The organism is Streptomyces guryensis (genome assembly GCF_021261325.1).
GTDB lineage: Bacteria > Actinomycetota > Actinomycetes > Streptomycetales > Streptomycetaceae > Streptomyces > Streptomyces guryensis.
In genome coordinates this window covers 41,553-65,338 of record NZ_JAJSBI010000035.1, presented here as the reverse complement: position 1 = coordinate 65,338, position 23,786 = coordinate 41,553, and the positions used below count along the sequence as shown (strand labels likewise).

Sequence of the window (23,786 nt, the reverse complement as noted above, 5' to 3'; positions counted from 1 at the left end):
GGTCAGGCGCTTCCTTGGGCGGTGAGGGCGGGCTGCTTGAGCAGTTCGGCGCGGTGGCGGGCGGCGGCGGCCCCGGCGGCGGGGCCGCCGAGCGCCACGACACCGACCAGCCGGCCGTCGTGGTGGTAGCCGACCAGGACGTCCCCGGCCGGGTCGCCGTCGAGGACCCGCACGTCGTCGGCTCCGAGGGCGGGCGCGCCGAAGGACTGCAGCCGGAAGTCGTGCTGGTCGCTCCAGAACGTGGGCAGCGGAGCGAAGGGTTCCCACTCGGCTTCGACGCCGTTGAGATGGGCCACCAGCACCTTCGCCGCGTGCTTGGCCGTGTCGGTCGGGATGGACCAGTGCTCGACCCGGCGGGCTACGCCGTCGTAGCGGGCGTTGGGGAAACGCGCCACGTCGCCCACCGCGACCACGTCCGGCCGGCCACCCACCCGCAGGTGCTCGTCGGTGCGCACCCCGTCGGCGAGGTCGAGGCCGTTGCCGTCCAGCCACTCGGTGTTGGCGAGCGAACCGACCGACTCCACCACCACATCGGCGGGCAGCACGGTTCCGTCGCCGAGCACCACGCCCGTGACCCGGTCCTCGCCCTTGAAACCGGCGACCCCCGTGCCGAGCGAGAAGCGCACCCCCCGCTCCTCGTGCCGCTTCAGCAGGGCGCGTCCGAGCAGTTCGCCCAGCGGTCCGACCATGGGCAGCGGCAGCGGATCGACGACCCTCACCTCCCGGACACCCAGTCCTACGGCGGTGGCGGCCACCTCGCAGCCGATGAACCCGGCGCCGACCACGACCAACCGGGCGCCGGGACGGGTCAGTTCGTCCCGCAGGCCACGGGCGTCGGCCAGAGTGCGGACCGTGTGGCGGCCGGCGAGCGGGCCGGGACAGCGAATCCGACGGGGCCGCATGCCGGTGGCGACGACCAGTCCGTCGTACGAGAGCGCCGAAGCGTCGTCGAGCTCGACGATCCGTTCGCAGAGCCGGGAGGCGACGACCTTCGTGCCGAGGCGCCACTCCACGTCGGCCACGCTTGTGCGGGGGCGGAAGGCCAGCGAGGTGAAGGGTGCCCTACCGGCCAGCACCTCCTTCGAGAGCGGGGGCCGGTTGTAGGGCATGTGCGGTTCGTCGCCGACGAGCGTGATCGTCCCGGTCCAGCCGGCGGCGCGCAGCTGTTCCGCGGCGCGCAGACCGGCCATCGACGCGCCGGCCACCACGATGCGTGGGCTCATGCTCAGTCCTCGATCCGGATGGCCTGCAGCGGGCAGACGTCGGCGGCTTCCTCGACCTCGTCGCGCAGCGCGTCGTCGGGGTCGCCGACGTAGCCGAGCCGCCCGTTCTCGTCGAGCCGGAAGACGTCGGGGGCCGCGAAAACGCACTGGCCGTGGTCCTGGCACTTGTTCATGTCGACGACGACCTTCATGGCCGGTCCTCCCGGGTAAGCTCGTTTGACTTCAAACAACATAGGAAGCCGTTCACCCCTGGTCAATACCTGTCCAGGTGGATAATTTTTTGATGCGACCCCCTTGCGGGTGGCTGGAGCCGTTCTTATCGTTTGGCATCAAACAACATGCCGGCCGCCGAGGAGACAACGGTGAGCGCATCAGAAACACCGGACGTCCGTCAGTACCAGGAGCGGCTCGCCGCCGAGGGCATCGACGTGGTCCGGGTGACCTATCCCGACCTCATCGGCACCGACCGGGCCCGCGACGTCCTGCTCGACCAACTGCCGACCGCGTGCGAGCACGGGCTCGCCTTCTGCCGGGCCGTCTACCACACCTCGCCCCAGGGGGACGTGGTCCCCGTGAGCGGCGGCCTGGACGCCGGCCTGCCCGACATCACCGTGCGCCCGGACCTCGGTACCCTGGTCGCGCTGCCCTGGGAGCCCGGGGTCGCCGTCTGCCTGGGGGACGTCATCGACCCGGCGACCGGGGCACCCGCCCCGGAATCCCCCCGTGACCTGCTGCGCTCGGTCCTCGCGCGATGCGCCGAGCACGGTCTGCGCCCCGTGGCCGGACCCGAACTCGAGTACTTCCTGTGCGACGAGGACCCGGGGTCCCCGAGCGGGTGGAGGCGGTACTCAGCAGCCACGGGAGCCGTCTACACGGCCGGCCTGCGCTCCGACCCCGACAACCATCTGCTGCGCACCCTGCGCCTGCTGCGCGACCTCCGCATCGGCGTCACCAACGGCAACCACGAATTCGACGGCGGGCAGTTCGAGATCAACCTCACCCACTCCGAGGCCCTGTCGGCCGCCGACCGCGCCTTCCGCTTCAAGGCCGCAGTCAAGGAACTCGCACGCCAGGAGGGCCGGCTCGCCACGTTCATGGCCAAGCCCTTCAACGACGCGGGCGGCTCCGGCTTCCACCTCCACCTGTCCTGTGACGACGACCGTGGACGCAACGCCTTCGACGACCCGGCCGGCGCGTACGGCCTCTCGGCCACCGCCCGCCATGCCCTGGCCGGCGTCCTCGCCCACGCCCCGGCCCTCGCCGCGCTGGCCAACCCGACGGTCAACTCGTACAAACGTTTCGGCCCGGACACCCTCGCGCCCTGGCTGATCGACTGGGGGCTGGACAACCGCAGCGCCATGGTCCGCATCCCGCCCGAGCGCGGCTCCGGCGCCCGTCTGGAGCTGCGGCTCGGCGACGCCGGCGCCAACCCGTACCTGCTGCTCGCCGGGACGATCGCCGCCGCACTGCTCGGCGTCCGGGCGGGGGAGGAGCCGCCCGCCCCACTGGAGGGCTACGGCTACGACACCGCGCGCGCCGCCCTGCTGCCGACGAGCCTGCCCGCCGCGCTCGACGCGCTGGAGGCGGACACCGCCCTGGCCGAGCTGCTCGGCAAGGACTTCACCACCTCATACCTCAGCTACAAGCGCAACGAGGTCGAACGCTTCGGACGGCACGTCACCGACTGGGAGTTCACCGAGTACGCCCACCACCTGTGACGACCGAGGAGCCACCCATGACCGAGATCCTGACGTCCGCCGCCGTCGAACCGCTTCCCCTGGAGGACGTCGACCTCGCCGACCTCGACAACTTCACCGACGGCGTCACCCCGTGGCGGATGTTCCACACCCTGCGCCACCAGGACCCGGTGCACTGGCAGCCGGAGGAGACGCCCAACTCCGGCTTCTGGGCGGTGACCCGGCACGCGGACATCGCCCGCGTCGACCGCGACGCGGAGACCTTCACCTCGACCAGGTTCGTCAACCTGGAGGAGGTCGACGACGACCAGATCAAGAAGCGGGCCTCCATCCTGGAGATGGACGGTGTCCGCCACCGTGCCCTGCGCAGCGTGATCCAGCGGCAGTTCGGTGCGAGTGTGATCAACGGCTACACGGACTTCCTGCGCGGCCTGACCGCCACCACGCTGGACGCGGCGCTGGCGAAGGGCAGCTTCGACTTCGTCTCCGACGTCTCCGCCGACTTCCCCATCAACGTCCTCGCCCGGCTGCTGGACGTGCCGCCGGAGGACAACCAGAAGCTCATCGACTGGGGCAACCGGATCATCGGCAACACCGACCCCGACTACGCGGACGTGCTGCTGCACAGCGCGGAGAGCGAGCAGTTCCGCGACCTGCCCTTCCGCTCACCCGCCTCGCTCGAAGTCTTCGACTACGGCCGCGAGCTGGCCCGGCAGCGGCGTGGCGGCGACGGCACCGACCTGGTCTCGCGGCTCGTCAACACCACACCGCGCGACGGTGTCCCGCTCTCCGGGCAGGACTTCGACAACTACTTCCTGCTGCTGGTGGTGGCCGGCAACGAGACCACCCGGCACACCATCACCCACTCGATGCTGGCCCTGCTGCAGCACCCCGAGCAGCTCGCCCGCCTTCAGCAGGACCCGTCCCTGATCCCGCTCGCCGTCGAGGAGTTCCTGCGCTGGGCGTCCCCCGTCTACCACTTCCGCCGCACCGCGACCAGGGACGTGGAACTGGGCGGCAAGCAGGTCAGGGAGGGTGACAAGGTCGTCATGTGGTTCGCCTCCGGCAACCGTGACGAGGAGGTCTTCGGCAACGCGTACGACTTCGACGTCACCCGGCAGCACAACGACCACGTCACCTTCGGCAAGGGCAGCCCCCACCTGTGCCTGGGCAACCTGCTCGCCCGCACCGAGATCCGCATCATGTTCGAGGAGCTGATCCCCCGGCTGGCGGACGTCCGTCTGGCCGGCGACGTCCCGCGGGTACGGTCCAACTTCGTCAACGGCATCAAGAAGCTGCCCGTCGAGGTGACCCTGGCCTGAGAGGTCAGGGCGCCATCGAGTAACGGAGGACACCGCCCGAGGTCAGGACGCCCTCAGGCAGGAAGGGCCCACTGACGGGGTGTCCGTCCAGACTCAGGGACCGTACGTGGGCGTTCGTGGCCGATGAGTCCGGAGCGAGGAGGGTGAGATCGACCCCGTTGCCGCGGTGCACGGTGGCGGCCGGGAACAGCGGGCTGGCCAGGGCGAGTTGGGGGCTGCCCGGGACCTGGGGGTACATGCCCAGGCTGGCCCAGACCGCCCAGGACGACATCTCCCCCAGGTCGTCGTTGCCGACGAGACCGTCGGGCCGGTCGGTGAAGAGGGTGGTCAGGGCCCGCCGCACGATGTCCTGGGTGCGGTCGGGGCGGCCCGCGTAGTCGTACGCCCAGGGGATGTTGAAGGACGGTTCGTTGCCGAGATAGGCGTACGGCTTGTCGGCGCCCGCGTTGAGCTGGGTGAAGAAGGTGTCGAGACGGGAGGTGACCGCGGCGTCGCCGCCCATGGCGGTGAACAGGCCGGGCAGGTCGTGCGGGACCAGCCAGGTGTACTGGGCCGCGTTGCCCTCGACGTACTCCCCGTGCTGGGTGGGGGAGAAGGGCGGCCAGCTTCCGTCGGCGTTGCGGGGCTGGATGTAGCCGCTCACCGGGTTGAACAGATTGCGCCAGTTGCCGGAGGCGCGGGTGAGGGCGGCCTGGGTCTCCGTGTCGCCGAGGCGTCCGGCCAGATGGGCCAGCGCGGCATCGGTGACGGCGTACTCCAGCGTCGTGGCCGCGCTGCCCCAGACACCCTTGGTGCCGGCCGGGACGTAGCCCAGGGTGTCGTACTTCTGGTGCCCCGGCCGCTGCCGGTCGTCCTGCCGGCCCGCGACGGCGGCGCGCAGCAGCGCCCGCGCGTCGAAGTCGGTGCCGCCGAAGGCGTGGATCGAGGCGGCCATGGCCGGCAGCGGGTCGCCGACCATGACGCGGGTGCCGCCGTTGGCCACCGTCCAGCGGTCGAAATACCCTGCCTGGCGGCCCTGTTCGAGGATCGACTGGGCGATGTCGGACGCCTCGTGCGGCGCGATCAGAGCGAGCAGCTGGCCCTGGGAACGGTAGACGTCCCAGCCGGAGAAGTCCGCGTACTGCACATGCCCGGGCCGGGTGCGGTGGACCCGGCCGTCCATCCCCCGGTAGCGGCCGTCGGTGTCGCTGAAGGCACTGGGGTGCAGCAGGGCGTGGTACAGCGCGGTGTAGAAGACCCGCCGCTGGGTCTTGGTGCCTCCGTGGACGGCGATCCTGCCCAGCCATTGGTTCCAGCGGGCGCGGGCGGCGCTGCGGAGCATGGTGTAGGAGCGGCCGCGCTGTTCCACGGTGGCGTTGCGGCGGGCGGCGGCGACGTCGACGAAGGACACACCGACCCGCGCGGTCACCGTACGGATTCCGGGGGCGAAGGAGACGTACGCCCCGGAGGTCCTGCCGTCCAGTGGCTCGGTGTGCGCGAAGGGGCGGTCGAACTCGACGTGGAAATAGAGCCGGTATCGGTTCGAGGAGTGGCAGAAGCCACCGCTGTCGGTGTAGCCGGACAGGGTGCTCGACCCGATGCTGATCTTGCCGGTCGCCTTGTTGAAGGCCCGTCCCGCGTCCACCGTCAGCCCGGCGGGCCGCGTGTCGTGTGCCGGGTAGGTGAACCGGGCGATGCCGGAGCGCTGGGTGACGGAGATCTGCGTACGGATGCCGTTGTCGAAGCGGACGCCGTAACTGCCCGGCGAAGCCTGCTCGTTGGTGTGGGAGAAGATGGCGTGGCGTGCGGCCGGGTCTGCGTCCGGGCGGCCGGTCAGCGGCATGAACGGCACGTTGCCGTAGTCGCTGCAGCCCGCGCCGGAGATGTGGGTGAGGCTGAACCCCCGGATCCGGTTGTCCTTGTACGCGTACCCGCCGTGCTGACGGGTGACCGTGTCGGGGCTCCACTGGATCCCGCCCAACGCCGCCGTGGCACCGGGGAAGGTGTTCCCGGCGCCTCCGCCGTGGCCGAAGTCGGTGCCGCCCGGAGCGGTGCCGACGAACGGATTGACGTAGCCGGCGGGATCGTCCGTGGCGCGCGCGGGCTCGGCCGTGCCCGGAGTGGCGGACGCCGCCGGGAGCGGCGAGGCCAGCAGCACGGCCGAGGTCAGGGCAGCCGCGACAGGGTGCAGGCGCAAGAAGCTCTCCTCGAGACGGTGGGACGTCGCGGTGGCGAACGACGACGGACTGCCCACCTTCCCGGCCTAACGGCGTGGTTGCGCGACGCCTTGCCGTGGGACGCGCGCGGATCAGGCTCACGGCGCAATGCACCGGAGTGAAGAAGGGCGCGCGGGAGGAGAGCTCACACCTCCCGGTGGTCGATGCCCAGCAGGCTCGCCGCGGCCCGGAAATCGGCGCCGTGGCTGCCGACCGCGAGGGACCAGTGGTGGCCGACGCCCGTCGCGCTCCACGCGTCGACCCACTCGCCGGGGTCACGGCCGAAGTCGACACGGCTGGTGGTGTTGCCGATCTCCAGCAGGGGACCGGGCACGACGGTGCCCTCGGAGGTGATGAACGACAGGCCGCCGTCGGCGTCCTGGCCGAGGCCCAGGAGGGTGACCGGGCCGTGCCGGACGTCGAACTCCACGCTGACGCCCCAGCCGCGCTTCCCGTGGTAGACACCCAGCCCGCGCAGCAATGGGTCACGGGCGCTGACGGCGAGGTGGGCGGGCCCGTCGTGGCCCATCTCCACCACGCCGTCCTCGAAGTCGAGTGCCTGGATCTCGGTGAAGGACCCGCCGGCGCCGACGCTCTGCGAGACCAACTGGGCGACGCTGGTGCGCAGTTCGTACTCGCCCGCCGCGGGCACGCCCCGGGCGGTGAGCAGGGAGGCGCCCAGGATCATGCCCGCGCCGAGCCGCTCGTGCAGCTCGCCGTCGAGGCCGCGGTGGTAGTAGGCGAGCGTGTCGAGGCCGAAGTCCTCGACCAGCCGGTCCAGCCCGACGGACACCTTCGCGCCCCACGCGAAGTCCTCGTCCGCCACGCTGTCGTCGAGGGTGAAGACCTGGCGGGCCAGCGCCATACGGTCGCGGGTCTCCGCCTCGGTCACCTGCTCCACCCGGTGCCGCAGGTCGTCGAACTCCAGTACCTCGACGTGCGAGCCGAAGGTCGTGGGCAGCAGGGTCAGATCGGTCGACACGTCCAGCATGCCGGGATACAGATGCCCCATCAGGCCGTGCCGGGCGTGCCGCAGCGCCGCGCGGACGTGGGCCGCACGGATCCACTGCTCGATGCGCCGCCAGGCGGACTCCTGGCGCAGCCAGCCCGACACCGACCGGAAGGGGATGCCGCCGCGCCGGAAGACGTTGCCGACCTCGGGCACCGAGCACTGCGCGCAGTACGCCAGCCAGGCGCCCGTGTCGAAGGTGGCGTGGTCCATCCGCTCGGACGGCTGGAGGTCGACGACCAGCACGGGGGTGTGCGAGCGCCGGGCGATCGGCAGCACCATCGACGAGGTCAGATACGTCGTCAGGAACAGTACGATCAGGTCGCAGTCGGCCCGGCGCAGCTCCTCGGCGGCGACCGCGCCCTCCTCCGCGTCGGAGATGAAACCGACGTCCGTGACGTCCGCGCCGAGCTGCCCGAGCCGCTCGGCGACATACGCGGCCGACTCCTTCAGCTGCGGCAGCAGACCGGGGAACTGGGGCCAGTAGGTGCCGAGTCCGCCCGAGACCAGGCCGATACGGGTACGGCGGCGGTGCACCGGAGGCAGCAACTCCTGCAGGGACAGGGAGTGTTCGGCGGTTGCCATGGCTCGGGGTAGCTCCTTCGGAGGTCCGCAGTCGGATTCAGGGGGGCGTCCGGCCGCTCCCTACGCCCGGGCCACTCCCAGATCCGCCGGAGCGGCAGCGGCCCCGGGGGAGCGCTGGATGAGGACCCGGACGACGTACACGCCCGCGACCGCCGAGGCCGCCATGCAGGCGGTGATCGACCAGAGCAGGACGGACGCGCTGTACTCCATCAGGGCGGGCGTGACGAACGCGACGCCCGCGAAGACCCCGCGCGACACGGCGTAGGTGAGGCCCTGGGTGGTGCCGCGGGTGTCCGGCGGCAGCGTGAGCTGTGACCACACCTTGTAACTGGCCTCGCCCGCGAAGGGGTTGGAGATCTGGTACAGCACGAAGAAGACGAGCATGCCGACCAGGGCGCCGGCCGTGACGGAGGCGATACAGAAGGCGACGATCTGCACGACCGTGAACACGTAGAACAGCCGGTCCCGCCAGGGCGTGTCGGCGATCCGGACGAAGACGACGGTCAGCACCAGCGCGATCGGGAGGAAGGCCAGGTTGATCCCGGTGGCCAGGCTCTGTGAGGCGCCGCTGACGGTGACCAGCAGATAGGTGCCGAACTGGCCGAAGGTGTTGGCTCCGATGCCCCAGGTGACGTAGTAGGCGAAGGTCGCGGCCATCGGCAGCAGCGCGGCGCGGTTCCACACGTTCTTCAGTTCGATGCCGCGTGGCGCGTCCAGCGCGGCCGCCTCCTGGGCCACCTCCGTGTCCGACGGCCCGTCGGCCAGGTCGAGCCGGGAGCGCAACTGCCAGGTGACCAGCGCGGCGACGGCCAGATGACCGGTGATGATCCGGGCCCCCGTCATGCCCGTGTCCGACAGGAGGTAGCCGAGGAAGATGACGACGACGATGCCCGCCACCCACATGACCTGCGTGAAGGACACAAGACGCGCCCGGCCGTCCGCGGGTGCGGCGTCCGAGACCACGGCCAGGGAGGTCGGCAGGTCGGCACCGGCGGCGAGCCCCGCCACGAGCACGCCGGCGAAGAGCACGATGTCGTTCGGCGCGAGCGTGATGACGACCGCGCCCAGCGCGAAGCAGAAGATGTCCCAGTTGTAGACACGGCGGCGCCCGAACATGTCGGCCAGCCGTCCGCCGACCAGGGAGCCGACCGCGATGCAGCCGGTGACGATCGCGCTGATCGCGCCCGCCATCCATACGCCCATGTCGTAACTGTCACGGTAGATGGCCAGGTTGACGGCGATGCTGACGATGAGAGCGGCGTCGAGGTAGGAGGCCATGCCCGACAGGGCCGCCACCTTCCACAACCGCCAGGGGATGGGCTGCTCCGAGCGTTCGGGAGCGGTCGGGGTTCGGACCATGATGCGACTCCGTCGTCTGGGGATGGGCCGAGCGGAGGGGGATGTCGCGGCACTGAGGCCGAGTGCAGTGAATATAGGGTGGGAAAAACGTTCCAACAACCCCTCATGCGTCCATTTGCAGGAAGACGCGACGGCGTCCTTCCCGTTGTTCGGATCCGGTGCCAACATTCCAGGTTGTCGACGACCCGGCTCACGTAAAACGTTTTTGATCCGCGAGGGTGCCCCGGCCGAACCCGGAAGGACCGTATTCGTGATCTCCTCCGCGCTGCAGCAGCTGTTCGACGACCCGCCCCGGGACTTCGGCCCCACTCCGCTGTGGTGGTGGTCGGGCGCGAAAGTCACCCGCGAGCGCCTCGCCTGGCAGATGCGCAGGTTCGCCGAGGGCGGCGTCCACAACCTGGTGGTCATCAATCTCGCGCCGGCCGGCCCGAGTTTCGGCGCCCGCGCCGACGAACCCCCCTGGTTCGGCGAGCAGTGGTGGGCACGCTTCACCGACGCCTGCGAGATCGCCCGGGACCTGGGCATGCGCCTGTGGTTCTACGACCAGATCGGGTTCTCCGGCGCCAACGTCCAGGGTTCGGTGACCCGCCTGCATCCCGAGGCGGCCGGCCTCGCCCTGCGCAGCCGCACGGCGCACGTCTCCAACGGCGTCGTGCCCCTGGGGAGTTCGGAGACCCTGGTGGGCGCGTACTCGGAGCAGGGCCGGCCCTTGCCCGTCACCGGCACCGCACGGATCGCGGTCGCCGACGGCAGCGAGGTGCGGGTCGTCACCGCCGTCCCCACGGCCTTCGACTACCTGGACCCGGACGCCGTCCGTCTGCTCCTGGAGGCCGTGCACCACGAGTTCGACCGCCGCGTCCCGGAGTACCTGGGCAACGTCGTCGCCGGAAGCTTCCAGGACGAACTGCCCGGCACCAACGCCTGGAGCCGCCGCTTCCCCGAGGAGTTCCTCGCCCGCCGCGGCTACGACCTGCTCGCCCACCTCCCGGCCCTCTTCCACGGCACTTCCGACGTCCCTGACGCGGCGAAGATCCGTGCCGACTACTACGCGGTCCGCGCCGAACTCGCCGAAGAGGCCCTGTTCAAACCTCTTGCCGCCTGGCACGACGCACGCGGCATGCTGCTGGGCTGCGACCAGAGCCACCCCGCCCGCTCCGGCTTCCCGGCGCAGTCCACGCAGATCTACACGGACTACTTCCGCACCCACCGCTGGTACGGCGGCGCGGGCAGCGACCACCACGGGGACTCCAAGGTCCACTCCTCCATGGCCCACCTCTACGGCCACGAGCGGGTCTGGATCGAGGCGTTCCACTCCTCCGGCTGGGGCGGCACCCTGGAGGACACCTACGACTGGCTCCTGCCGTTCCTGCGCAGCGGCGCCAACCTGTACAACCCGCACGCCAGCTACTTCGGCACCGCGGGAGGCTGGTTCGAGTGGGCGCCGCCGTCCACGGACTGGCGCCAGCCCTACTGGCCGCAGTACCCCGCCTTCTCCCGGGCCGTCGCCCGCATCTGCTCGATCCTGTCCTGGGGCACCTACAGCGCCGACGTCGCGGTCCTGCACCCCACCGCCACCATGCAGTCCCTCATCCCGCTGGACGCCCCCGTCCAGCACTTCGGCGACGGCCGCCTGGGCGACAGCCACGCCGACGTCGACGAGACCCAGCGGCACTACCTGGACCTGTGCGGCACCAACAACTGGCTGCGGCCCCACGTCGGCACCCTGGACCGGCACGGCGTCTCCTACGACGTCATCGACGACGCCTCGGTGCAGAGGGCCACGCCCGCCGACGGCGCCCTGCGGGTCGGGGACCTCGCGTACACCGCGGTGCTGCTGCCCTCGGCGAGCGTCCTGGAGCAGGGCACGGCACGACGGCTGAGGGAACTGCTGGACGCCGGAGGACGGGTGGTGGCCGTGGGCCGTCCGCCGGCGGCTGCGGCCGGACTGGCCGGTGACGACGCCGTCGTGGCGGCGCTGTGCGCTCATCGGAAGCTGGAGCGGGCGAGCGACGCCGAGGCGGGCGCGTTGGCCGTGGCGGACAGTGCCGGGTACGCGAGGTGTGACGTGCCGCTGCTCGTGCGGCGGAAGGGCGGGCAAGCGGTCGCCCTGGTGACGGGGGCCTTCCCCGACGCCCGTGCGCATCCGTCCGGCGGCAACCACGACGTCGACCCCGCCCGCTACGCTCCCACCAGGTCCCTCACCGTGCGCGCCCCGGTCGCCGAGGCAGAGGTCTGGAACCCGGCGACCGGCGCCCGACACCCCGCCCACGTCACCGTCACCGACGGCGTCTCGACCATCGAGGTGCCGCTGGAAGGCGCCCCCGCCGTCCTCGTCGTATGGCGCGAAGGCCCCCCGGCGGCTTCCTCGCCCGCACCACCTCCCGCGTCGGCCCGGACCATCGACGTGTCGGGCGGCTGGGAGGGCCGACTGGTGCCCACCATGGACAACACCTGGGGCGACCTTGCCCTGCCCGCCGGGTCGTCCGTCGACGAGCCGCAGATCTGGACCATGCGGTGGACCGAGAGCGACGCCCCCGACGCCCGCTGGGAGCAGACCCGGGCGACGTACGGCAACCGGGCGCGCGTGCTGCCCCCGGTGCCGGCCGCGAAGGCCCCCGACCCGCTCGACCCGGCGTCCGTCGCCCGGGTCCTGGCCGGAGAGCTGCCCCTGGTGCCGTGGGGCGAGAGCTGGCCCGTGGCGGTGTTCTCGTCGAGCCGCGGGATCCCGGATCCGGACGGGCTGCTGGGCAACAAGGGGCTGGTGAACGAGGAGTTCGTACGCGTCCCGGTGCCGGGCCGCGGAACCGTCGCCCGGGTCCGGTCGATCGTCGAGACCGACCACCTCGGGCCCGCCGATCTGCACGTCGGCGCGGCAGCGGCCAAGCGGGTGTGGTGGAACGGCGAGAGGCTGCCCACGTGCGGCGGATATCTGGCGTCCGCCCGGGTGGAGGTGGACCGGCCCCGCAACGTCCTGGAGTACGAACTCTCCGACGCCGAGGACCGCCCGTCGATGATCTCGGCCGAGGAGCATGCCCCGCTGGGCAGTTACTTCTGTCTGTCTCCTCCGGACGGTTTCGTGCCGCGCCCGCAGTTCATGTGTCTGCCGGACGGTGTACGGCCGGACGGCGGCGTCACCTACCGGGGCCGTCTGCGCCTGTCCGACGGCGGCGCGCGGGCCGTACTCGTGGTGGGTGCCGCGGCGGGAGTCACCGTGCTGCTCGACGGCGCGGTCGCGGCGCGGCAGGAGAAGGTCGAGTACTACGAGTCCGACTGGGGCGCGGTGCCGATGTTCTTCCGCCACGAACTGACCCTGTCGGCGGGCGACCACGTGCTGGACGTCGTCGCCGACAGCGTCCGCGCCCGGGATGCCGTGTTCGTCGACCTCGTCGCGGGAACAGGCGTGACCGCGCTGGTCAGCGGAGCCGGCTGGGAGGCGGAGACGGGGAAGTGGCGCGGGCGTACCGTCGAACATGAGGGCAGGTGGGGGGAGTTGCAGCACTGCCACGCCGCCGTACGACCGCATCCCCTGCCCGGCACCGCGTGGCTGACCGGCGAACCGGTGCTCGGCACCGCCGTACTGCCGCTGCGGTCCACCGACGAAGTCCGCGTGTACGCACAGCGGTTCCGCTTCATCGCGCCGCCGGGCACGGTGTCGCTCGACCTGCCCCTGGCACTCGCCGGGCGAGTCAGGACCGGCGACGGCGCGGAACTTCCCTTGGACGGAAGAGTGCTGACGCTGCCTCAACCGCTCCTCGAACCCACGGAGTTCGAGGTCGTCACCGAGCCGACAGCCGTGCTGCGGGGCGGTTCCGCCTGGTTCGGGCCGGTGCGTGTCCGTTCCGTGGCGGCCCCGCTGCCCCTCGGGGACTGGCAGTCGCTGGGGCTGGGGGGTTGGAGCGGCGGTGTGACGTACTCGCGTGATGTCGAGGTGCCTGCCGGGCGGGACCCGGTGCTCGACCTGGGGCGGGTGCGGGGGAGCGTCGCCGTCCTTCTCGACGGGGAGCCGGCCGGAGAGGCGTTCTGCGCGCCGTACCGCTTCGAACTCAGCGGTGCCGCCGGGCGCACCGTACGGATCGACGTGACCCTCCACAACACCCTGGCCCCGTATCTCGCCGAAGCCACCCCGACCGCCTGGGCGTTCCCCTCCCAGCTGACGTCCGGGCTGCTGGGACCGGTGACGCTACGGGTCGGGGAGTCAGCCGGCGGCGAGTGACAGGGTGGAGTCCCGCAGGACGAGCCCGGGCGCGAACACCCTTGCCTCGTGGGCGTGTTCGGCGCGGGCCTCCACCTCGTCGAGCAGCATCTCCACGGCGGCCCGGCCGAGATCCTCGACGGGCTGCCGGACCGTCGTCAGGGTCGTCCCCACGAAGCTGGCGATGTCGAGGTCCCCGTAACCCACCACCTGCACGTCCTCGGGCACCTTCACACCCCGCTCGGCAAGGCCCCGGCACAGCCCCGCGGCAAGGAAGTCGTTCGTGCAGAAGACACCGTCGGGCAGGTCGTCCAGTCCACGGGCGATCTCCATGCCGTACGCCACCGTCATCTCCTCGGCGACCACCTGGCCCAGCCGCGCCTCGCGCCGGGTGCGGACGGCCTGCCGGGCGCCCTGGTAGCGGTCGGTGCACTGCCGTATCGACCGTTCGCCGTTCACCACGACGATGTCGCGGGCCCCGCAGCCCAGGAGGTGCTGCACGGCGATACGGCCGCCCGCGATGTCGTCGACGGAGACGGAGCAGCCGTCCTGGGCGGGCATGGCGCGGTCCGCCAGCACCAGGGGAATGCCGCGCTCGCGCAGCCGGGTGAGCCGGGTGGGGTCGGCGCTGAGCGGGACGACCACGGCGCCGACGGCCCGCTGTTCGACGAGCATGGTGAAGTAGCCCTGCTCGCGCTCCGGGGCGTCCCCGCTGTGGCAGAGGACGAGGGCATAGCCGTGGTCGTACGCGGCGTCGGCGGCGCCCCGTGCGATGCGCGCGTAGAAGGAGTTGGTCACGTCGGGCAGGACCAGGCCGATCGAGGACGTGTGACCCGTGCGCAGTCCCGCGGCGCCCGGATGGGGCACGTAGTCGAGCGCCGCGACCGCGTCGCGGACCCGCTCGGCGGTGCGCGCGTTGACGCGCTCCGGGCGGTTCAGCACGTTGGACACCGTCGACACCGAGACTCCGGCGGCGGCTGCGACGTCCTGGATCCGGGCGGGGCGAACCGGAATGGCGTCCACCCCCCTCGCTGTGACAGCCGTGCGACCAGGCACGACGTGGTCCTTATGGGCGACGCAAGTCTACCCCGGCGGTGACTAAAACGTTTTTTGCCGGTGGACCGGCGTCTCGCCGGCCTCAGGCAGGCCCTCGTCTGACGAGCATCAGCACGCCCTCCGCGCTCGTCCACGGCCCGTGCTGCGTTCCGGGGTGCCGGTACGCGTACATCCCCGCGGTGAAGGTCTCGCCGAGGCTCAGGTCGGTCAGGGAGCCGTCGACGATGTACACCTCCTCGAAGTAGTCGTGCCGGACGCTGCCCTGCGCGCTGGTGTCCGTCCCCGGCTCGTACCGCTGCAGCACGGTGGCGTCCCCGGTTTCCCGATCCTCGGCCAGGACCTGCTCCCACACGCCGTCGGACGCCCCGGGCGGCCGCCGCCAGGGCGCCTCGGGCCGGTGGAACTCGGACTGCGGTCTGCTCATGGGCCATGCCTCCTCGCGGTGTCCACCGAGTTCAGCACAGCCACCGAGCCATTCACCCTCTGTCGTACCCCCGAGCACCTCCTGTCATCGGCGCATCGCCGACTGTGCCGGACCCGGTCGAGGTGGGACGCTGGGACGAGAGGTATCCGCCGAGGGGACTCGGGAGGGCCCGATGGGACGTGACGTACCCGCCCTGGTGTTCACGCGGGAGGACCGCCGTCGCTACCGGGACAAGATGCACACCTGTCTCGACGTGCTGGCGCAGATGCTGCGAGAGTCGGGCTTCGAGAGCGAGCGCCCCCAGGTCGGTCTGGAGATCGAGCTCAACCTGGTGGACGGCGACGGACGGCCCGCCATGCGGAACACCGAGGTCCTCCAGGCCATCGCCGACCCCGCCTGGTCGAGCGAGCTCGGCCGCTTCAACCTGGAGATCAACATCCCGCCCCGGCGGCTGACCGCCGGCGGCCCCGGTGCCTGGGAGCAGGAGATCCGCGACGCCCTCAACCACGCCGAGGAACGCGCCTCGGCGCTGGGCGCACACATGATCATGATCGGCATTCTGCCGACGCTGGGTGAGTCGGACGTGGGTGAGTCCGCCCTGTCCGGCGACCCGCGGTACAAGCTCCTCAACGAGCAGATCTTCGCGGCACGCGGCGAGGACCTGCGGATCCGGGTGGACGGCGTGGAGCGCCTGTCCATGTACGCCGACGCCATCACCCCCGAGGCCGCCTGCACCAGCACCCAGTTCCATCTGCAGGTCGCCCCGAAGGAGTTCGCGCCCTACTGGAACGCTGCCCAGGCCATCGCCGGCGTACAGATCGCCCTGGCCGCGAACTCCCCCTTCCTCTTCGGTCGGGAGCTGTGGCGCGAGACCCGCATTCCCCTGTTCGAGCAGGCCACCGACACCCGCCCGCAGGAGATCAAGGCCCAGGGCGTACGGCCGCGGGTGTGGTTCGGAGAGCGGTGGATCACCAGCGTCTTCGACCTCTTCGAGGAGAACGTGCGCTACTTCCCGGCCCTGCTGCCGCTGTGCGACGACGAGGACCCGCAGGCGACGCTCGACAGCGGCGGCGTCCCCCAACTGGGCGAACTGACCCTGCACAACGGCACGATCTACCGCTGGAACCGCCCCGTGTACGCCGTCACCGAGAGCGGACCGCATCTGCGCATCGAGAACCGCGTCCTGCCCGCGGGCCCCACCGTGGCCGACATCATCGCCAACGGCGCGCTCTACTACGGTCTGACCCGCGCCCTGGTCGACGAGGACCGGCCGGTGTGGACGCGGATGTCCTTCGCGGTCGCCGAGGAGAACCTGCACGCCGCCGCCCGCGACGGCATCGACGCCCGCCTGTACTGGCCCGGCGTTGGCGAAGTACCGGTCACGGAACTGGTGTTGCGGCGCCTGCTGCCGCTGGCCCATCGCGGCCTCGAACTGGCCGGCATGGACGCGACCTGGCGCGAACCCCTGCTCGGCATCATCGAGCAGCGCTGCGTCACGGCCCGCAACGGCGCCCCGTGGCAGGCGGAGACGGTGCACCACCTGGAGAAGACCGGCGTCCTGGACCGTCAGGAGGCGCTGCGCCGGATGACCACCACGTACATGGACTATATGCACCTGAACGCGCCCGCGCACACGTGGCCCGTGGACTGACGCGGTGGACGTTCGTCGTGCTGTCAGGGCTGCTCGTCGAGCAGGTCGACCCCCCACGCGGTCGCCACGGGCATGAACCTGTGCTCGGCCGCGTGCGCCGCCATGCGGGCGTTGCGCGCCTCGGTCTCGGGCCCGTCCGGCAGGTGGAACTCCTCGCCCGCCACCGCGGAACGGCCCTGCATGCTCGTGGCGGCCGCCAGGCGCCGGCGCACATACCGGTCGAGGGCGTCGGGTACGTCGGCGGGCCCCGCCTTGGTGAGACAGTCGCCGAGCACGGCCGCGTCCAGGATCGCCTGCGCCGCGCCCTGGGCCTGGAAGGGCACCATCGCATGGGCACCGTCGCCCAGCAGCGTCACCCGGCCGATGTGCCACCGCGTGAGCGGGGTGCGCGTGTAGATGCTCCAGCGGAAGACCTGCCCCGCGCGTTCCAGGACGCTGCGCACCCGGGAGTCCCAGCCTTCGAACGCGCGCAACTGCTCTCCCGGCTCGGCCTGCGCGGTCCACGACTCCTGGGCGGCGACCTCCGTGCCGAACACGGCGACCACGTTGAGGAGTTCGCCCCGGCGCACCCAGTAGTGGACGAAGTGCCGCCCCGGCCCCAGCCACACCCCGGTGTCCGGCAGGCCGAGATCGGCCACCTCCTCGACCGGGAGCAGCGCCCGATAGGCGGCAGTCTTCGAGAAGACGGCCTGGTCCGCGCCGAAGAGCCACTGGCGGGCCGCGGACCGGATGCCGTCCGCGGCCACGACCAGGTCCGCACCCAGGCGTTCGCCGTTCGCGGTCGTCACATACGCGCTCCTGTCGTCCTGGTCGGTTCCCACGACCAGGCTGTTCAGCCGCACCGACCCGTCCGGCACGGCGGCGGCCAGGGCATCGCGCAGATCGGTCCGGTGGACCTGCAGATACGGCGCCCCGAACGCGTCCTCGACCTCGTGGCCCAGCGCGTAGCTGCAGATCTCGGCCCCGTCGGACCAGGTGCGGAAACTGGCGGCGGCAGGGCGGGCGGACCGTGCGGCGACCGCGTCGAGCAGATCCAGCCGGCGCAGTTCGCGGGTGGCGTTGGGGGCGAGCTGGATCCCGGCGCCGGCCTCGGTGAACTGCGGTGACTGTTCGAGGAGCGTGACCTCGTGCCCGGCGCGGCGCAGACTCAGTGTCGCGGCGAGTCCCCCGATACCCGCTCCCACGACGATCGCTCTCACGGCACGACCTCACTTCGACGGACTCGCGGGCCCCGCATGGTGGCAACAGGCTATCGAGCAGAACTCCGCCGTTGTACAAGGCCTTTCCGGCCAGACAGGGGTCGGCCGCCGATGCCGAGGTCAGTCTCGGTAACCCCGCAGCTTCCGGTACAGCGTGGCGCGGGCGATGCCCAGGGCCGCCGCTGCCCGGGCCTTGTTGCCGCCGTGCAGGCGCAGGGCCTCCAGGATGGCGGCGCGCTCGGCGTGCTCCATCGGGCTCAGCTGCCGTTTGGCGGGGCCCTCGCGCACGGGGTCCGGCAGCTCGCTGCGCCGGACCGGGCCGGCCGCACGCCGCTGCTCGGCCAACGCCCGTACCAGATGGGCGAGTTCGGTGACATTGCCGGGCCACGGATGCTGTTCCAGAGCACGCAACGCGTCCAGCGTCCAGGTGAGCGGGGGCCGCCCCGGCGCCGGGCGGGGAGCCAGGGCGGTGAGCAGCTCTCTGATGTCGTCGGGCCGTTCCCGTAGCGCGGGCAGGGTGACCGAGCGTGCGGCCAGGGCGTCCAGGAGCCGTTGGAGACACGGCCCCGGCGGCACTCCGGGCGTGTAGGTGACCAGCAGACGCGCGCCCGGGTGCGATTCGAGCAGCGAGTTGAGGATCGCCGTGCCGGGCTGCGTGAGACGCTCGACATGCCGGACGAGCAGAGGGCGGCCGCCCGCCAACTCGTCGCCCTGAAGGGTAAGTTCACCCTCGGCCGCGTCCATGGTCACCAGATGTTGCTGTGCGAGGTGCCGTGCGAGCGAGGTCTTCCCCGTGCCGCGCTCGCCGACGAGTAGCAGCGGCTCGGGGGTTGCGGCCAGCTCGACCGCGCGGCCGACCGCATGCCGCCACGGCGCCGAACGGCCGGCCAGACCCACCGCGGGTCGCGCGGTGGGGGCCGCCCCCGTGTTCCCCACCGGCTCAAGCACGGCAACCGCCCCGACGACCGAGCCCTCGTGTGGCACAGGGATGAGCATCGCCGTACACCCCGTCCCGACCGGAAGCCGGAGGCGGTACGAGACCGAAGACGCCGGAGCTGTCGACGCCTCGGATCCGCCGACGGCACCGGAGGCCGAGTCGGGCTCCTCCTGCGCGCCACGGCGACGGCCCCCCTCCCGCAGCAGGGCCACCACCTCCCGCTCCAGCACCTCCAGCGCCTCCGGCGACAGCAGCTGTCCGGCCGCCTCACTGACGAGCCGGTTACGACCGTCGAGGGCGACCACGGCGCGCCCCAGCTCGCCCGCGGCTTTCAAGTACGCGTCCAGCAGCACCCGTTCGGCCGCCCGCGACCGGGACAGGAGTTCCGCCTCGACGGCGACCGCCGTGGCCTCGGCCAGCGGGGCGCCCGGATGCGGCCCGCACTCGGCGCACAGTCCGCAGGAGACGGTCACCGTGCCCAGCACCCGTCCCGTCTCCGTCTCCCGCACCGGCACACTGACCGCGGAGACGTCCTGCCACAGGTCGAGGAAGTGCTCGGGGCCGTGCACCTCGGCACGGCGCCGGGTGTGCAGCGCGAGGACCGCGCTGTTGTGGCCGACGACCTGTTCGGAGAGGTCGTGGCAGGGGTCGCCGGGCGCGAGCCCGGCTGCCCACAGCACCCGCAGCCGCTCGTCCGTCAGCACCAACGAGGTCTGCCCGGTGCCGAGCGCGGGGGCGATCCGTTCGAGCACGGGCCGCGCCGCGGTGAGCAGAGGAGGCTCCGGCGCCCGTACGGACGGGCGGGGCACCTCCGGCCCCGGGGGCTTCGTGTCGTGCCGCACGCCGAGGAAACGGGCTCGCTTCCAGGCGGCGACGACGTCCTCCGGCACCCCGTCCGGCAGCTGCCGCCCCAGCAGGAACAGCTCGCGGGCCCTGCGCAGCGAGGCGAGAGCAGGGTGGACGGCGGGGCGTTCTGCGGTGGTCACGGCACGGCTCACCCTATCGGGGACGGTTGAACGCGCAACGACCCGTGGTGCCGGCCCAGGAACTGTCTCGTATTGAGACACCCGGCTTCGCGCGTCTCCCCACATGATCATGAGCAGTCGGCGCCTGTCCTCATTCCGGAATTCCTGGAGCGTTTCCCCGTGCACACCGTCGAGCCCGATGTCGTGACCGACGTACTGATCGTCGGCAGTGGCCCAGCGGGCGCGTCGGCCGCGCTCGCCCTGAGCACCTACGGCGTACCGAACATCGTCGTCACCCGCTACGCGAGCCTCGCCGACACGCCCCGGGCGCACATCACCAACCAGCGCACCATGGAGGTGCTGCGCGACCTCGGCGTGGAACAGGAGGTCGTCGCCAAAGCCACCCCGCAGCACCTCATGGGCAACACGACCTTCTGCACCAGCCTCGCCGGCGAGGAACTCGGCCGGGTCCGCTCCTGGGGCAACGACCCCCTCGTACAGGCCGCGCACGAACTCGCCAGCCCCACCCGCATGTGCGACATGCCGCAGCACCTCATGGAGCCCGTGCTCATCGACGCAGCCGTCGCCCGCGGCACGCAGTTGCGCTTCAGCACCGTCTACAAGTCCTTCGTCCAGGACGCCTTCGGCGTGACGGTCACCGTCGAGGACCGGCTGCGCGGCGACGAGTACACCATCCGCGCCAAGTACCTGATCGGCGCCGACGGCGGCCGCAGCCAGGTGGCCGAGGACGCCGGGCTGCCGATGGGCGGCCAGATGGGGGTCGCCGGAAGCATCAACATCGTCTTCGACGCGGATCTGAGCAAGTACACCGCGTACCGCCCCTCCACCCTCTACTGGGTGCTGGCGCCCGGCGCCACCGTCGGCGGCATCGGCGCGGGCCTGGTGCGCTGCGTCCGGCCCTGGAACGAGTGGCTGATCGTCTGGGGCTACGACGTCACCGCCGGCGCCCCCGACCTGACCACCGAGTACGCCGAGTCCGTCGTACGCCGGCTGATCGGCGACGACGACATCCCGGTGACCATCAAGTCGTCCTCGGCCTGGACCGTCAACGAGATGTACGCGGAGACCTACTCCGACGGCCGCGTGTTCTGCGCCGGCGACGCCACGCACCGCCACCCGCCGTCCAACGGTCTCGGCTCCAACACCTCCATCCAGGACTCGTACAACCTGGCCTGGAAGCTCAAGCTCGTCCTCGACGGCACCGCGTCGCCCAGGCTCCTGGAGACCTACACCGCGGAACGCGCCCCGATCGGCCGGCAGATCGTCACGCGGGCCAACAAGTCCATCGGTGAGACGGCCCCCGTCTTCGAGGCGCTCGACGGACTGTCCCCGCGGACCCCCGAGCAGCTGTGGGCGAACATCGCCGCCCGCAAGGACGACACCGAGGCCGCGCAGAAGCAGCGCGCGAAGCTCCGCGAGGCGATCGCCTTCAAGGTGTACGAGTTCAACGCACACGGCGTCGACCTCAACCAGCGCTACACCTCCGCGGCCATCGTCCCCGACGGCACCCCCGACCCCGGCTTCGACCGCGACCCCGAGCTGTACCACCAGCCCACCTCCCGCCCCGGCGCCAAGCTCCCGCACGCCTGGATCCCCTCGGGCAGCCGCACCCTGTCCACCCTCGACACCGTCGGACAGGGCCGGTTCACCCTGATCACCGGTATCGGCGGCGCGGACTGGGTACGGGCAGCCGAGGCCCAGGACCTGGAGATCGCCGCCGTCGTCATCGGCCCCGGCCAGGAGTACGAGGACCCGTACGGCGACTGGGCCCGTCTGAGCGAAGTGGCCGACGGGGGAGCCCTCCTGGTACGGCCGGACGGTTACGTGGCTTTCCGGCACCCGACGGCGGCTGCCTCCGGCGAGGACGCCGAGGGGCTGCTGAACGGGGCGGTGCGGCGGATCCTCGGGCATGCCTGAGCGGAGGGCGCAGGACATGACCACCGAATCCACCTCCACCACCCGCCTCACCGAGGCCGTCGTCGACAGCATCGAGGGCACCAGCGACCCCCGGCTGCGCGAGCTCCTCGCCGCCCTCACCCGCCACCTGCATGCCTTTGCGCGCGAGACGCGGCTGACTCAGGAGGAGTGGGAGCAGGCGATCGGCTTCCTGACGGCGACCGGTCAGACGTGTACGGACACCCGGCAGGAGTTCGTCCTCCTGTCGGACGTGCTCGGCGTCTCGATGCTCGTGGAGACGATCAACAGCGACGGCTGCGGCACGGCGACCGAGTCGACGGTGCTCGGCCCCTTCCACATGACCGAGTCCCCGATCCGTGAACTCGGCGCGGACATCGATCTGGCGGGCGGCGGAGAGCCGTGCGTGGTCAGCGGCCGGGTACTGTCCCGGGACGGCACCCCGCTGCCGGGCGCGGTCCTCGACGTGTGGCAGGCGAACGCCGAGGGCTACTACGACGTCCAGCAGCCCGAGGTCCAGCCGGCCGGCAACGGGCGCGGGCTGTTCACCACGGACGCTGAGGGCCGCTTCTGGTTCCGCACCTGTGTGCCGAGCCCCTATCCGATCCCCACGGACGGCCCGGTCGGCGACCTTCTGCGGGCGACCGGCCGGCACCCCTACCGCCCGGCCCACATCCACTTCATCGCCTCCGCCGTGGGGTATACGCCGGTCACCACGCACATTTTCGTGGCGGGCAGCGACCACCTCGGCTCGGACGCCGTGTTCGCGGTCAGGGCAAGCCTCGTGCAGGACTTCACCGAGACCGACGACCCGCCCCTGGCGCGGGAGTTCGGCATCCGGAACCCGTTCCGGCACGCGCGCTTCGACCTCGTACTGAACCCGGCCCGAACCGGCCCGAAAGACTGAAAGGTGAAATCCATGCCCCTCGGACTGCTCCGGCGGCGATTCAGGAATGCCCCCGGAAGCGCCGCGGGCCTCACGCTTCCCGTCCCGTCCGGCGCGGGCGTCGTCGTCCGCGAGGTGCTGGATCCGGTGAACCAGCCCCTGGGCGCCGCCGATGTGACGGTGACGGAGCTTCGCAGTCACCAGGTCGCGGCGCGCGGCACCACCGATCCGTACGGACTGTTCATGGCCGTCCTGCCGCCGGGCAGCTACAGCCTGATGGCCATGGCCGAGGGGCTGGAACCCCACCGGGAGACGGTCGAGGTCGTCGCCGACGCCGGCGTCGAGTCCCAGCGGGTGTGGCTCCAGCCGGCCCGGCAGGCCGAACTCCCGGTTCCCGGCACCTGGCTCTTCGACCCGCCGCACACCGCGATCCGGTTCATCGCCAAACACGTCGGCATGGCCCATGTGCACGGCCGTTTCGAGCGCTTCGAGGGCGGCATCCAGGTCACGCAGGAGGTGGCCGACTCCCGCGTCCACGTGCGCATCGACGCGTCGAGCATCACCACGGGCAACAACACCCGGGACACCCACCTGCGTTCCGCCGACTTCCTGGACGTCGACCGTTTTCCGTACATCGACTTCACGAGTACCCGCTTCGCCTATCGGGGCGGCAGCAAGTGGTCGCTGCTGGGCACCCTCACCATGCACGGAGTGAGCCGGTCGGTGTCGCTGGACACGACGTACCTGGGCATGGTCAACGGCGGCTACGGCGAGGAACTGCGCTGCGCGGCCCTCGCCAAGGCGGAACTGCACCGTGAGGACTACACCCTCAACTGGCGGACCATGCTGGCCCGCGGCATCGCGGTGGTCGGCCCCACCGTCCAACTGGAACTGGACGTCCAGGCGATGTACCGCACCCACGACACACCTACGCCGCCGGAGTAGCGGCGGGCCGCGCGCCCGAGCGTCAACAACTCCGACCGTCGTCCACATCGGCCTGCGTCGCATCGCCACGGAGGGCGTCGAGGTCGGCGGGGTCACCATCCGGGCCGGCGAGGGCGTGGTGGTCGCATACCACCGCCTCGGCCGGTCGCCGGCCCGGACCGAACGCCGGTGGCCTGGTGAGCTCAACCACCTGCGACACAGCGCCA

The 23,786-nt window shown here is 71.5% G+C and carries 16 protein-coding genes; 7 read left to right on the top strand and 9 right to left on the bottom strand.

What is annotated here, in order from left to right:
* Positions 1-2 precede the first annotated feature (2 nt).
* Together LJ657_RS42280 and LJ657_RS42275 are read right to left on the bottom strand one after the other, a co-directional pair.
* Entirely contained in the window at positions 3-1,223 is a 1,221-nt protein-coding gene (locus tag LJ657_RS42280; RefSeq protein WP_232655022.1) for an NAD(P)/FAD-dependent oxidoreductase, read from the bottom strand.
* Between the two features lie 2 nt (positions 1,224-1,225).
* Complete coding sequence (locus LJ657_RS42275; RefSeq protein ID WP_232655021.1) at positions 1,226-1,414, bottom strand: ferredoxin; 189 nt, start codon at positions 1,412-1,414, stop codon at positions 1,226-1,228.
* A 171-nt stretch (positions 1,415-1,585) separates the two neighbouring features.
* On the opposite strand from LJ657_RS42275, the gene LJ657_RS42270 reads away from it, so the two are divergent.
* Together LJ657_RS42270 and LJ657_RS42265 are read left to right on the top strand one after the other, a co-directional pair.
* Positions 1,586-2,941 (top strand): glutamine synthetase family protein, encoded by a 1,356-nt coding sequence (locus LJ657_RS42270; protein ID WP_232655020.1) that lies wholly within the window; start codon positions 1,586-1,588, stop codon positions 2,939-2,941.
* Between the two features lie 17 nt (positions 2,942-2,958).
* Positions 2,959-4,242, top strand: a complete 1,284-nt coding sequence (locus LJ657_RS42265; RefSeq protein WP_232655019.1) for a cytochrome P450 — start codon at positions 2,959-2,961, stop codon at positions 4,240-4,242.
* Between the two features lie 4 nt (positions 4,243-4,246).
* Here the strand turns inward: LJ657_RS42265 and LJ657_RS42260 are convergent, their stop codons facing one another.
* The 3 genes from LJ657_RS42260 to LJ657_RS42250 all read right to left on the bottom strand — a co-directional run bounded on the left by LJ657_RS42260 (position 4,247) and on the right by LJ657_RS42250 (position 9,390).
* The gene (locus LJ657_RS42260; protein WP_232655018.1) at positions 4,247-6,418 is read right to left on the bottom strand and encodes a GH92 family glycosyl hydrolase; all 2,172 of its coding nucleotides are present in this window, start codon (positions 6,416-6,418) and stop codon (positions 4,247-4,249) included.
* 164 nt (positions 6,419-6,582) lie between these two features.
* Entirely contained in the window at positions 6,583-8,031 is a 1,449-nt protein-coding gene (locus tag LJ657_RS42255; protein ID WP_232655017.1) for an L-fucose/L-arabinose isomerase family protein, read from the bottom strand.
* A gap of 60 nt (positions 8,032-8,091) precedes the next feature.
* Positions 8,092-9,390, bottom strand: coding sequence for an MFS transporter (locus tag LJ657_RS42250; protein ID WP_232655016.1), 1,299 nt, complete (start codon positions 9,388-9,390; stop codon positions 8,092-8,094).
* Between the two features lie 250 nt (positions 9,391-9,640).
* Here LJ657_RS42250 and LJ657_RS42245 point away from each other — a divergent pair, with 250 nt between their 5' ends.
* On the top strand, positions 9,641-13,603 hold the full coding sequence (locus LJ657_RS42245) for a glycosyl hydrolase (RefSeq protein ID WP_232655015.1): 3,963 nt from the start codon (positions 9,641-9,643) through the stop codon (positions 13,601-13,603).
* Here LJ657_RS42245 and LJ657_RS42240 read toward each other — a convergent pair.
* Complete coding sequence (locus LJ657_RS42240) at positions 13,586-14,605, bottom strand: LacI family DNA-binding transcriptional regulator (protein ID WP_232655014.1); 1,020 nt, start codon at positions 14,603-14,605, stop codon at positions 13,586-13,588. The two genes, LJ657_RS42245 and LJ657_RS42240, sit on opposite strands and share 18 nt — an antisense overlap.
* Positions 14,606-14,720: 115 nt before the next feature.
* On the bottom strand, positions 14,721-15,062 hold the full coding sequence (locus LJ657_RS42235; protein WP_232655013.1) for a cupin domain-containing protein: 342 nt from the start codon (positions 15,060-15,062) through the stop codon (positions 14,721-14,723).
* Positions 15,063-15,234: 172 nt separating this feature from the next.
* Here LJ657_RS42235 and LJ657_RS42230 point away from each other — a divergent pair, with 172 nt between their 5' ends.
* Positions 15,235-16,713, top strand: coding sequence for a glutamate-cysteine ligase family protein (locus tag LJ657_RS42230; protein ID WP_232655012.1), 1,479 nt, complete (start codon positions 15,235-15,237; stop codon positions 16,711-16,713).
* 23 nt (positions 16,714-16,736) lie between these two features.
* Here the strand turns inward: LJ657_RS42230 and LJ657_RS42225 are convergent, their stop codons facing one another.
* Both LJ657_RS42225 and LJ657_RS42220 read right to left on the bottom strand, forming a co-directional pair.
* Positions 16,737-17,912, bottom strand: a complete 1,176-nt coding sequence (locus LJ657_RS42225) for an FAD-dependent monooxygenase (protein WP_232655011.1) — start codon at positions 17,910-17,912, stop codon at positions 16,737-16,739.
* Between the two features lie 120 nt (positions 17,913-18,032).
* Positions 18,033-19,835 carry a helix-turn-helix domain-containing protein gene (locus tag LJ657_RS42220; RefSeq protein ID WP_232655010.1) on the bottom strand — a complete coding sequence of 601 codons (1,803 nt, stop codon included), beginning with the start codon at positions 19,833-19,835 and terminating at the stop codon, positions 18,033-18,035.
* 159 nt (positions 19,836-19,994) lie between these two features.
* Between LJ657_RS42220 and LJ657_RS42215 the strand changes: the two genes are divergently transcribed.
* From LJ657_RS42215 to LJ657_RS42205, 3 genes are read left to right on the top strand one after another with little or no spacing between them, the layout of a single operon-like run.
* Entirely contained in the window at positions 19,995-21,752 is a 1,758-nt protein-coding gene (locus LJ657_RS42215) for an FAD-dependent oxidoreductase (RefSeq protein WP_232655009.1), read from the top strand.
* 16 nt (positions 21,753-21,768) lie between these two features.
* Entirely contained in the window at positions 21,769-22,656 is an 888-nt protein-coding gene (locus tag LJ657_RS42210; RefSeq protein WP_232655008.1) for an intradiol ring-cleavage dioxygenase, read from the top strand.
* Between the two features lie 12 nt (positions 22,657-22,668).
* Positions 22,669-23,580: a YceI family protein gene (locus LJ657_RS42205; RefSeq protein ID WP_232655007.1), complete on the top strand. Its 912-nt coding sequence runs from the start codon at positions 22,669-22,671 to the stop codon at positions 23,578-23,580.
* Positions 23,581-23,786 lie beyond the last annotated feature (206 nt).

Coding starts and splice junctions, on each gene's coding strand:
- LJ657_RS42230 (WP_232655012.1), top strand. CDS start 15,235: ATGGGACGTGACGTACCCGCCCTGGTGTTCACGCGGGAGGACCGCCGT.
- LJ657_RS42210 (WP_232655008.1), top strand. CDS start 21,769: ATGACCACCGAATCCACCTCCACCACCCGCCTCACCGAGGCCGTCGTC.
- LJ657_RS42265 (WP_232655019.1), top strand. CDS start 2,959: ATGACCGAGATCCTGACGTCCGCCGCCGTCGAACCGCTTCCCCTGGAG.
- LJ657_RS42280 (WP_232655022.1), bottom strand. CDS start 1,223: ATGAGCCCACGCATCGTGGTGGCCGGCGCGTCGATGGCCGGTCTGCGC.
- LJ657_RS42205 (WP_232655007.1), top strand. CDS start 22,669: ATGCCCCTCGGACTGCTCCGGCGGCGATTCAGGAATGCCCCCGGAAGC.
- LJ657_RS42235 (WP_232655013.1), bottom strand. CDS start 15,062: ATGAGCAGACCGCAGTCCGAGTTCCACCGGCCCGAGGCGCCCTGGCGG.
- LJ657_RS42255 (WP_232655017.1), bottom strand. CDS start 8,031: ATGGCAACCGCCGAACACTCCCTGTCCCTGCAGGAGTTGCTGCCTCCG.
- LJ657_RS42275 (WP_232655021.1), bottom strand. CDS start 1,414: ATGAAGGTCGTCGTCGACATGAACAAGTGCCAGGACCACGGCCAGTGC.
- LJ657_RS42250 (WP_232655016.1), bottom strand. CDS start 9,390: ATGGTCCGAACCCCGACCGCTCCCGAACGCTCGGAGCAGCCCATCCCC.